This is a genomic window from Clostridium sp. CF012 (genome assembly GCF_018861755.1).
GTDB lineage: Bacteria > Bacillota > Clostridia > Clostridiales > Clostridiaceae > Clostridium_AD.
Genome location: NZ_JAHLEF010000033.1, coordinates 21789 through 34737, shown reverse-complemented (window position 1 = coordinate 34737; position 12949 = coordinate 21789). Strand labels below are relative to the sequence as shown.

Sequence of the window (12949 nt, the reverse complement as noted above, 5' to 3'; positions counted from 1 at the left end):
GAAACACATGGAGGTTATTGCATTATGGCAGAAAACACAGCAACAGTAGGATTTGAAGATAAATTATGGCTCGCAGCAGATAAGCTAAGAGGAAGTATGGATGCATCTGAATATAAGCATGTAGTACTAGGCTTAATATTTTTAAAATATGTATCAGATTCTTTCTCGGAAAAACATGAGGAGCTAGCAAAAGAAGAAGAAGGATTTGAAGAAGATAAGGATGAATATTTAGCAGAGAATATATTTTGGGTACCATTAGAGGCTCGGTGGAATGAAATAGTATCTTATGCTACTTCTGTAGATATTGGTAAAAAAATAGATACAGCTATGGAACTCATAGAAAAAGAGAACCAATCTTTAAAAGGCGTATTAAACAAGAACTATTCAAGACCAGAACTTGATAAAACTAGATTAGGTGAGCTAGTGACATTATTCACTAATCTTGATATAGGAAGTGATAAAGCAAAGGAAAGAGATATGCTTGGACGTGTATATGAGTACTTTCTAAGTAAATTTGCTAGTGCGGAAGGGAAACTAGGAGGGGAATTTTATACGCCATCTTGTGTTGTGCGTACTTTAGTAGAGATTTTAGAACCATACTCAGGACGTGTATATGATCCGTGCTGTGGATCTGGTGGTATGTTCTGCCAATCTGCTAAGTTTGTTAAAGAGCATCAAGGCAATATTAATAATATATCTGTATATGGAGAAGAAAGTAATCCTACCACATGGAAGCTGGCTAAAATGAACCTAGCTCTAAGACAAATAGAAGCAGATTTAGGAACTCATAATGCTGATACATTCCATGAAGATTTACATAAAACTTTAAAAGCAAACTATATATTGGCTAATCCTCCATTTAATATATCTGATTGGGGCGGCGAAAAGATACAAGAAGATATTAGGTGGAAGTATGGGGTACCACCAGTTGGCAATGCTAATTATGCATGGTTACAACATATGATCCATCATCTGTCACCTAATGGAGTAATGGGTTCAGTACTTGCAAATGGTTCATTAAGTTCCAGTACATCAAATGAAGGAACAATAAGAACAGCAATAGTAAATGATGATATAGTTGATTGTATTGTAGCGATGCCAGGACAATTATTCTATTCTACAGGTATACCAGTATCATTATGGATATTGCGCAAGGGTAAGGAAGAAATTACTAAGAATAAAGTATTATTCATAGATGCCAGAAATTTAGGTCATTTGGTAAATAGAAGATTAAAAGAACTAGATGAAAATGATATTAAAAAGATTGCAGATACATATCATAATTGGAAAAATAATAAGAGCTATGAGGATATAAAAGGTTTCTGCAAATCTACTAGTATAGATGAAATAGCTCAGCATGGATATGTATTGACTCCTGGAAGATATGTTGGGATAGAAGAAATAGAAGATGATGGAATTCCTTTTGAAGATAAGATGGAAGAAATAACGAGTCAATTAGCCAAGCAGTTTGAAGAATCTAAGAAACTAGAGGATAAAATTAAAAATGCTCTAGGAGGAATTGGGTATGAATTATAACAAATGTTCCTTGAAAATAGGAGAATATTTATATATTAAAGGTCGAATAGGTTGGAAGGGCTTGAAAAAATCAGAGTATTTAGAAGATAGTAATTATAGAATTATCAATGGAGATGCATTAGAAGTTTATGGAATTAATTGGAACAAATGTGGTCATATTAGTAAAGAAAGGTATAACGAATCGCCAGAAATAATATTGAAGGAACAAGATATATTAATTTCAAAAGATGGAACAATTGGAAAAATTGGATATGTAATGAGTCTAGATATTCCAACAACAGTTGCATCAGGTATTTTTGTAATAAGAAATGAGAGAACAGATATAATAGATACGGATTTTTTGTATTACTATTTTAAATCGCAATATTTTAAATCATTCATTGCAGCTAGAACAGAAGGAAGTGTAATACCTCATCTATATCAGAGAGATTTTGTAGAAATGCAATTTCCATTGTTTGATTTGCGTATTCAAAAAAAAATGAGCTATATTCTTAAAATTATTGATAGTAAAATCGATTTGAATAATATAATTAACGAGAATCTACAAGCTCTATCTCAGCTCTTATTTAAACAATGGTTTGTGGATTTTGATTTCCTAAATGAAGTAGGATTACCTTATAAATCTTCTTGTGGAGAGATGGTTGATAGCGAGTTAGGAAAAATTCCTAAGGAATGGAAAGTAGGTACTCTAAATATAATTGGAAATTTTAAAAATGGAAAAGGTATTAAAGAAGAATTAAGAACGGGAAAAGGTAATAATTTTATATTTGGTTCGAATGGAATAATAGGAAAAACTAATGAAATATTACAACATGAATCATGTATAGTAGTGGGTAGAGTAGGGGCGTATTGTGGTTCAATACGATTAACACTAAAACCATGTTGGATAACAGATAATGCTATAATTGCTTCATCAGTTGAAAAAGAAAATTTACCATATTTATATATCTGTCTCTTAAGATTATCATTAAGAGATTTAGCTGGAGGTTCCGCTCAACCGCTTATAAATCAAAATATTCTGAATAATATAAAAATAATTTTGCCGCCATCAAATTTAGTAGAAAAATATTCTATTATTGTATTTAGTTTAATGCAGAAGATAGAAATCAACATTGAACAGAATGCTAAATTAAATAATCTAAGAGACACCCTTCTCCCCAAACTAATGAATGGAGAAATAAATTTAGATAACCTAAAAATAAATCTTTAAAAGTGAGGTGATACCCATGACTTTTACAGAAGATACTTTAGAGAAAGCAATAATAGAACAGTTTCAATTATTGGATTATGAATATGTATATGGGCCAGATATACAGCGCGATTATAGTCAAGTTATTCTTAAGGATTATTTCTTTGAATATGTTACTAGTATCAATAAAGGTATAACGCAGGATATATTAGAAGAGGCCTACAAGCAGGTAAGAAACTTAGGGCTTATTAAGCTAGCAGATATTAATGAGGGCTTTCACAAGCTATTAATTGAAGGGGTGTCGATACCTTATAAAAAGGATGATGAGAATAGAACCTTTCAAGTTAAGATTATAGACTTTGAGAATGTTTATGCTAATGATTTTAAAGTAGTTAATCAGTACACAATTATAGAATTTAAAACGAAAAGGCCAGACATAATTATATATGTTAATGGCATCCCTTTAGTTGTGTTTGAACTTAAGAATGCAATGAAGGATGATACTACTATAGAAAATGCTTACAATCAGATAAAGAACTACCAGCTAGATATACCATCACTATTTTACTATAATGCTTTTAATGTTATATCAGATGGAGTAACTGCAAGGATGGGAACTATTTCAGCAGATTTTAGCAGATATATGGAATGGAAGTCTAGACATGGAGAAGCACCTGTTGGTGACTTTAATCCTATTGATGTGTTACTCGATGGGGTATTTAGAAAAGGTAGGTTACTAGATATTATTAGAAACTATATTGTATATCAAGATGTAAAAGGTATTACTGTAAAAATTGTGGCCGGTTATCATCAATATTTTGCTGTTACTAAGGCCGTCAACAGAACTAAGGAAACATTAGCTAATAATGATAAAAAAGTAGGTGTTGTTTGGCATACACAAGGAAGTGGTAAGAGCTTTTCTATGGTATTTTATACAGGATTACTTGTGACAGATCCAAAACTTAACAATCCTACAGTAGTAGTAGTAACAGATAGAAATGATTTGGATAATCAACTATACACTACCTTTGCAGCTTCATCAAAGCTATTACTTAGGCAAGAACCTAAGCAAGCTAAAGATAGAGAACACCTAAAAGAGCTACTAAGGGTAAATGCAGGAGGCATCATATTTACTACTATTCAGAAGTTTGAAGAGAATCCAGATGTGTTATCAGAAAGAAGTAATATTATATTTATAGCAGATGAGGCTCATCGCTCACAATATGGATTAGAGGCTAAGTTAGATAGAACTACAGGTGAATGGAAGTATGGATATGCTAAAAATATGCGAGATGCCCTACCAAATGCTACGTTTATAGGATTTACAGGCACACCCATAGATTTTAATGATAAATCTACAAGAGAAATATTTGGAGAATACATAGATGTGTATGACATGACACAAGCAGTTGAAGATGGAGCAACTGTTCCTATTTATTATGAAAATCGAACTGCTAAATTAAAACTGGATGAAGAAGTGCTAAAACAGATAGATGCTGAGTACGCTAAAATAGCTGAGGAAACAACAGTGTATATTATAGATAAATCTAAACAGGACTTATCCAGAATAGAAACTATAATAGGATCTAAGCAAAGACTTCAGATGCTTGCTAAAGATATAGTAAAGCATTATGAAGAACGCCAATATGTCCTTACAGGGAAAGCCATGATTGTTTGTATGAGTAGAAAGATAGCAATAAATCTCTATAAGGAAGTACTAGAATTAAGACCAAACTGGACTAATAAGGTAAAGGTAGTTCTTACAGAAAGCAATCAAGATGATGAGAATTGGCACGATATTATCGGTAACAAGGAATATAGAAAAAATCTAGCTATTGAATTTAAGGATGAAAAAAGTGAAATGAAGATAGCCATTGTAGTTGATATGTGGCTAACAGGCTTTGATGTACCATCTATGGCTACTATGTACGTAGACAAGCCTATGAAGGGACACAATTTAATGCAAGCAATAGCTAGAGTAAATAGAGTATATAAGGATAAAGAAGCAGGTCTTGTTGTTGACTATATAGGGATGGCGGCAGAGCTTAAGAATGCATTAAATCAATACACTAATAGAGATAAAGACAAAGTCCCAGATGTAAGCCAGGCATTAAATATAGCACTAGAGAAGTTAGAGATAATGAAAGATTTCTTCTACGGATTTGATTATCATGCATTCTTTGGAGAATCACAGAAAGAAAGGTTAGGTATATTGTTAAAAGGTATTAACTATGTACTAGGATTTGATGAAGAAGATTCTAAACTCTTTATTAGAGAAGCAACGGCACTTAGCCAAGCTGAGACACTCTGTAGAGCATTACTTAATGAAGAACAGAAGAAAGAGATAGAATATTTTAAGGGAATAAAAGCTGGTGTATGTAAATTGGCGAATAGAGGTAAGCTTACTGCTAATGAAGTAAATGCAAGAATAGAAGTAATAATTGAGCAAGCTATACAACAAGAAGGAGTATTTAATATATTTGAAGCTACTAATCAAACTAATCCTGAAATATCAATTTTGTCAGAGGAATACATGAATAGCATCAAAAATATGAGGCATAAAAACATAGCTGCTGAGATGCTTAGAAAATTACTTAATGATAATATAAAAGTATTTCAAAGAAGCAACGTTGTTAAATCAGAGCTGTTCTCTAAAAAACTAAAAGATTTAATGAAGAAATATAATAATAGAATGATTACAAGTGCGGAAGTAATACAAGAACTACTTAACCTATCTAAAGACATAGTGACCGCTGTAAAAGAAGGAGAAGAAAAAGGTCTATCAACAGAGGAATATGCATTTTATGAAGCATTAGTAGCAGATCCAAAAGTACTAGAAGAAATGCAGGATGCTACCTTAATAGCAATGGCACATGAATTAACTGACATGGTAAGAAAGAATAAGACTATAGATTGGGACAAGAAGGAATCAGCAAGAGCTGCTATGAGAAGAATGGTTAAAAGATTGCTAAGGAAATATAAATATCCTCCTGAAAAAGCAGATGGAGCTGTAAACATAGTTATTAAGCAAGCGGAACTTATGAGTGCTGGAATATAAAGATTTAAGGACAATAGCTATGTTTATGGGTTCATTAGCATATATTAATTATTTAATAATTCTTGAGGAGGTCTAAAGAATGAATGTGCCAAAGATTTTTATGTCTTATTCATGGAATAATAAAATAATAGCGGATAAGATAGATAAAGATTTTCAATTATTGGGTATTAATTTTATTAGGGATGTAAGAAATTTAAATTTTAAAGATAGTATTAAACATTTTATGAAGAATATTAGGAATACAGATTATGTGCTCATGATAATAAGTAGTAGTTATTTAAAATCAAAAAATTGCATGTATGAAGTTTTAGAATTTATAAAAGATGAAAATTACAAGGGGAGATTATTGCCTATTGTCTTAGATGATGCTGGGATTTTCGAAACCAAAGATAAACTTGAATATATAGGGTATTGGGAAAAGCAACTAAATGAATTAAAAAGTGAGGTAAGTAATCTAGATGCTTTAAATATTATACCAGTATATGAAGAAATGAAGATAATAGAACAAATATCGCGTGTAATTGGTCAATTTATGGTTCAATTAGGAGATATGAATGCTATACCATTAAATAAATTAATGGAGGATAAATATAAGCAGATTTTAGATCTTATAAAGTTTGATAACTCTTATTTGTTGGAAGAATTATTAAATATATATTTTATAAAAGATAAAGAAGAGAGACAGGTTTCATTAGATTCATTTATAGATAAATATAGTAATTATGCACAAGGATACGTCTATAAAGGTATTTTAGCATACGAAGAGCAAAAGTTTAAAATTGCAAAAACAAATTATTTAAAAGCTATAGCATTAGATTCCAATAACATATTAGCTTATTATAATTTAGGGAATACATTTTTTAGTTTGAAGGAATATGAGAAAGCAAAACAATACTTTGATATAGTTTTAAAATTAAATCCAAATCATCCAGATGTGCATAGCAATATAGGAACTATTCTTTGCGAGCAACTACTATACGATGAAGCAGAAAAAATGTACAAAAGAGAGATTGAATTATATCCAGAATCATTTATTGCTTATTATAATTTAGCAAAACTATATGAAGATTTAGAACAATTTGAAAAAGCATTAGATATTGTTATAAAGATTACTGTTATAAATAACGAAGATTATATAGCTTATAAAATTATGGCAGATATATTTAGTAGCATTGGCAATTATGATGAGGCTGAAAAACATTATAAAAACGTAATTGCTTCCAAACCAAACTTTGATGAGGCGTATAATGACTATGGTATTTTACTTTATAAATTAAAAAGATATAAAGAATCAAAAGAGGTTTTAGAAAAAGCAATAAATTTAAATCCATATGAATGCATGTTTTACAATAACTTAGCTAACACGCTTAGTGAGTTGGAGTTATTAGGAGAATCTATACAAATTTATGAAACAGCAATAAGATTTAATCCAAATAAATCAGAGCTATATTCTAATTTAGCAATAGTATTACAAAAATCAAATTTTATGGAAGACGCTATTAAAAATTATAGGAAGGCGATAGATTTAAATCCTAATTTAGCGGAAGCATACAATAATCTTGGAAGTGTTTATCTTGAATTAGGCGATTATAAACAAGCTACTATTAATATTAAAAAATCTATTAAAATAAATAGAAATGTAGCATCATCTTACTTAAATTTAGGGAATGTATTTTTAGAATCAGGAAAGTATACTGAGAGTGTTGAAGCATATAAGAAATATATTAGGTTAGACAATGGTAATTTTGAAGTATACCTAAAGTTAGCAAATGCTTTATTTGAATTAGAAGATTTTAAAAAGGCTATAAATATGTATTTAAAGTCTATAGATATTAATCCAAGCTATATTGTTTCATATTTTAACCTTGCAAATACTTTTTATGCAACAAATAATATTAATGAAGCAATTAAATATTATAAGAAAGTTATTTCGTTAGACCCACTGTACATTGGTGCATATAATAATTTAGGAACTATGTTCCGTATTTTAAAAAAATTTAAAGAAGCTAAAGTGTATTATAAATTGGTAATAAAAAATAAGCCTGATTACGCTATAGGTTACTACAATTTAGCTGCAGTACAATATGAGCTGGGGGAAGAAGAGGAAGCAGTTAGAAACGATGAAATAGCTATTTCACTTGATAAAAGTTTCGGGGAACCACCTTTTAAAAATTAAATCTAGATATAATTTCCATTATACATAACACTAAAAAACTATTTAGTTAAATTTTGAGTTTATGGTAATTAAAAAAAGGAATATAGCAATTTATGGTGAATTAGTTTAATAAATTAAATTTAAAAAGCATGGTTACTAATTGGATAAGAGATTTTCTAAAGGACACAGCTTACAAGAGAGAATAATAAATATTCAAAAAATGGGGGACAAATATGAATAAAAATATTTTCATATCATATTCGTGGAAGAACAAAGACTTTGCAGATAAGTTAGATGAAAGATTTTTGGGAATGGGAATAACACTAACAAGGGATGAGCGGAGGATAAATTATACGGAAAGCATCAAGGAATATATGAAAATTGTTAGAAAGTCAGATTTTGTTTTAATGTTAATTAGTGAAGAGTATTTAAAATCTATTAATTGCATGTATGAGGTTCTTGAGTTTGTAAAAGACGAAGATTATAAGAATAGAATATTACCTATAATTCTACATGAAACAAATATATTTCAGGTCGCTGGACATATAAAATATATCATGTATTGGGAGGATGAGTTAAAAAAACTTAAAGATGAATCAGATAAATTAGATGAGCTAAATTCTATAGAAATAACTAAAGAACGAGTAAAACTTGAAAAAATATCGAGAAAAATCGGTGAATTTCTTAGTGTTATTTCTGATATGAATAATATAGTTATAAAAAAAGATATTTTAGATGATAAAGATTTTGAAAAGATATTAGATAAGATTGGAATATCGAATGACCGATACTATATATTAAATAAAATAAAGACAATGACTCGTGGACAAAGTACTTTACAATGGTGGCAATCTAAACGGGACGGTTATACGGATAATCTTAACATGGCTGGAATATACTCATTAGAGGATGTTGAACATATTATTCAGCCATATGATCATCAAGGTGGTCCCACAAGAAGCATAGCTATACCAATAAAAGTTGCGAAAACCATGTTTGGTCAGCAAACTATAGTTCCATTTAATGATCAATTTATAACATTGATTATAAAGAATAAAGAATATATTAAAGGGGATTTAGTATGGGAAGGACTTCCAAAATCGATGTATTAATTTAGATATTAAAAATAGTATATAATATGCTTTAGATGAAAATGTAAGAAAGAAAATGTGTGCAGGATATCATAGTTTATAATACCCGATGATATTAAATATAAAGAATATCTAGAAAAATATGGATGAAACAAAACTGTTCAAGGGCCTGAGATAGATGGCATATTAACTGGTGTATAAAAGAAAAAATGGCATGATAGTACAATTATGATATGGATTGTGAAAATAAAAAATTAGCTATTTTATTTTGCCCCCTTTTTTGCCCCTTATAGTTTAAAATAAATAGGGATAGATAAGTATAGTTTAAAAAACAAAGTGAGCATTTAAGCCACTTTGAGCACTGTTTAAAATTGCTTAAAACGCCACTTTACGAACCAATTGGTCGCAGGTCCGACTCCTGTCCCACGCACCATAGTAAATGTAGGTACCTCAATGGATTGAGATACCTACTGTTTTTTTAATACAACGTGATAAATATTAAATTATATGTTTTAACATGATCCTTAATAATATTATGAATTAGTTAAGATACAAAGAGCTGTTCCAGTTTTTGTATCTTAACTTGACACTGTATAAACCTTATATATTAGAATTGATTAAATCTTTACTATAAAAATTAAGAAATAATATACTCATAAATATCTTCTCTTATAGGTGTATATAATTGATATTTAATTTCCACAGCAGTCTTATTAGTATTTCCCATAATAATGGGTTTAGCAGTTCCTACTGTCTTAATTTTTCCTAGATAATAAAACTCTTTTGACGTTTCATCATCTTTATTTTTTCTTACAAACAAACTCATTTCAACACCATCTTTTTCAGCAGCATATGCTTGTACAACATCAGCAGATTTTTCGGTTCTCCCTGATTTAGATATTGCAATTAACTGTGAAGCTGACTCAAATCTATCTTCATAATTTATAGAAGCGCTAATAACTTGAGATTTATTATAATTAATAAATACAGGATAGGTTTTGGTGGTTTTATCAAACTTGTAACCGCCTATATTAAGGGCTACTTCACCTTTTTCCCATTCCAATAGTCTACACACATCCTCGTATGTATACTTTTGGTACAATTCAAAGCTTGTATTCATATAACGTACACTATAAAATTTTTTATATCTAGTTATACCAAACTGAATCAGCCCTTCGACCATTTCCTTAAATTCTTTGTTTTTTAAATTTTCAACAAAAATCTCTGATGCTTTATAGTCTAAACCATATTTTTCTAAGAAAATACACTCCTTATATGTTTCCTTACCAGCTCCACTAGAAAATTGATTTGTAAGAACATTAACTATAGAGGTCTCTGTACTATCCTTAAAATTTATATCATATTGTTCTTTTAGAATATGCGTTAGCCTTAATATTAAATCAACCTTATAATTTATTGCACATTTAATCATTTCTAATTCGTGGATTCGCTTTCCAGAAGCAAGCTTTTTAGAAATAAATTCTATAAAAGATTCTTGCACTGAGCTAAGCTGCACCGTATATTCTTTTTCGTACTTTGTTAAAAATTTATAATATGAGCCTAAGCTGTTATTATCGAAAATCCTTAATGGATCAATAGAATCATGTAAATCAAAATCATTTAAGTTAGGAATTTTACCTAATTTTTGTTTTAAACTATTGTAACTCTCCTTAATAAGTTTAATATTATTGAATTTGGCTTTATCAATTGATTCAAAAATACGTTTCTTAGAAATTTCATCGAAATTCACAGTAGAGCAACCAGGAATTATTCTATTACCTTCCATAACATATTTCCGGATAGTATCTTTATTATAGGTTCGGTCTCCTGAAAGTGCTATAGGAATTAGAAAGTTACTATCATAGTTTCCTACGAAGTCTATGATGACAACATATTCTTTATAAGTATATTTTCTAAGGCCACGTCCTAATTGCTGTATAAAAATTATAGCTGATTTAGTAGGTCTTAACATAACAACTTGATTAACTGATGGTATATCTATTCCTTCATTAAAAATATCAACTGTAAAAATATAATCTAAACAATTAACGGGTTCATCTTGCTCCAAGCGCTCAATAGCTTCCTCACGTTCAGGTTGAGTATTTTCTCCTGTTAATGCTAATGTTCTTAAGCCGTGGTTATTAAACTTAATGGATAACTCTTTAGCTTCTTTCTTATCACTACAAAAGATTAGCCCTTTTACTCTATCTCCACAATATCCATAAAAACTGATTTTATCAATAATATGATTAACCCTTTGTTCATCCACTAAATATTTAAAATCTGTTGTATCATCTAAGCCAGTACCATCTATAGATATATCTGTAATCCCAAAATAGTGGAACGGACAAAGTAAATCTTCCTCTAACGCTTGTTGTAGACGAATTTCATATGCCACATTATAATCAAACATCTTAAAAATATCAAAGTCATCAGATCTTTCTGGCGTAGCTGACATTCCTAATAAAAATTTAGGCTCAAAATAATCCGCGATTTTTTGATAGCTTATAGCACCGGCCTTATGAACTTCATCTATAACAATATAATCAAATTCATTTTTATGAAAGCTTAATAATACATCATCTTTTGATAAAGTTTGCACTGTCGAAAATATAAAATCTTTATCAATATCTTTTGAGTTACCTGAAAGAATTCCCATACTTTTAGTATCACCAAAAACATTTTTATAGCTATCCAAGGATTGTTTTGCAATTTGTTCTCTATGAACAATAAATAACGCCCTTGTTGGATTGAAATTTCTAATATCAAAAGCTGATAAATAAGTTTTACCAGTACCGGTAGCGGAAATTAATAAAGCTTTCTTAGCTCCGATTTCTCTTATCTTGTCTAAAGCCTGAATGGCAGATACCTGCATCTTATTTGGCTTTAATAAGTGTTGCAAAATTCTTGGAACTCTGCTTTTTCTAAGAGACTCTCTTTGTTTTAGGTATATTTTTTCATAAGTTTCAATCCACTCTAAAGTTAAATTATCAGCATCCTTCCACATGGATCGAAACTCATTTAATACTTCCTCTGTTAAAGAACCTTTCTCTAAAGAAGACATTTTTATATTCCATTCTTTATTTTTAGTCAATGCTGATTGAGTCAAATTAGAACTACCAATAATAAGCCTATAATGATCACTATGCTTAAAAATGTATCCTTTAGTATGAAAGTTATTTTTAGAATATAATCTAATATGAATATTAGAAAACTCTAAAAGCTTCTTTAATGCCTTTGGTTCACTAAAGTTTAAGTAATCCGTAGTTAAAATTTCTCCCTTAATCCCATTTTCCTCTAAGTATTTAAAGGTTTCGAGTAGTGGAGTCACCCCACTACTTGTAATGAATGCCACAGATATCATAAACTCATTGCAGTTCATAAGCTCTGAAACAATATCACTTAATACTTTACTGCCCTTACTATAATCATTTAAAATAAGCTTGGGTCTTAATGCCAAATTAGAATCTACTAGGCAACTTATTAAACCTGTTTCATTTGCTTTTAAAATATCCTTGGCAATATTAGTTTTACCATCATAGCTTGCATCAATTGTTTTAAAATCTATAATAGATTCTAAATTTCCTTTTTTATCTATTTCAACTAAATTCTTCATAGTTCCCCTTCCTTAAAAGATGCTTATTTTTTATCTATAAATACACAATAAATTTTTGGCTCTAATGTTATCTCTTAACGTTTTTTTATCCTATATAAACGTGACTAGAGTCGCATGGATTTTTATTGTAAACTCACTTAGCATTTTGTTAAGCAATAAGCCCCATATGAACTAAGTTTCACTTAATATTATAACATATATGTATAATTATAACTTAGATGATTAAAGAAGATTTACAGTCGTATTACTACTTATGCTGTCAATGATTCCTCATAATATAAGTTTTAATGTAAATTATTGTGTT

6 protein-coding genes are annotated in these 12949 nt (G+C 29.7%); 5 read left to right on the top strand and 1 reads right to left on the bottom strand.

Translation table 11 applies throughout. The features are described 5' to 3' along the window. Positions 1-24: 24 nt before the first annotated feature. From KPL50_RS21000 to KPL50_RS20980, 5 genes are all read left to right on the top strand, one after another. A complete protein-coding gene (locus KPL50_RS21000) occupies positions 25-1536 on the top strand; it encodes a class I SAM-dependent DNA methyltransferase (RefSeq protein WP_216300489.1) in 1512 nt (503 codons plus the stop codon). Further along, on the top strand, positions 1526-2746 hold the full coding sequence (locus KPL50_RS20995) for a restriction endonuclease subunit S (protein WP_216300488.1): 1221 nt from the start codon (positions 1526-1528) through the stop codon (positions 2744-2746). The genes KPL50_RS21000 and KPL50_RS20995 overlap by 11 nt, the downstream gene beginning before the upstream one ends. A 16-nt stretch (positions 2747-2762) precedes the next feature. Further along, on the top strand, positions 2763-5783 hold the full coding sequence (locus KPL50_RS20990) for a type I restriction endonuclease subunit R (protein WP_253200743.1): 3021 nt from the start codon (positions 2763-2765) through the stop codon (positions 5781-5783). A gap of 79 nt (positions 5784-5862) precedes the next feature. Continuing rightward, positions 5863-7959 (top strand): toll/interleukin-1 receptor domain-containing protein, encoded by a 2097-nt coding sequence (locus tag KPL50_RS20985; protein ID WP_216300487.1) that lies wholly within the window; start codon positions 5863-5865, stop codon positions 7957-7959. Between the two features lie 212 nt (positions 7960-8171). Then, on the top strand, positions 8172-9050 hold the full coding sequence (locus KPL50_RS20980) for a toll/interleukin-1 receptor domain-containing protein (protein WP_216300486.1): 879 nt from the start codon (positions 8172-8174) through the stop codon (positions 9048-9050). 616 nt (positions 9051-9666) lie between these two features. Here the strand turns inward: KPL50_RS20980 and KPL50_RS20975 are convergent. Then, positions 9667-12645 carry a DUF3427 domain-containing protein gene (locus KPL50_RS20975; protein WP_216300485.1) on the bottom strand — a complete coding sequence of 993 codons (2979 nt, stop codon included), beginning with the start codon at positions 12643-12645 and terminating at the stop codon, positions 9667-9669. Positions 12646-12949 lie beyond the last annotated feature (304 nt).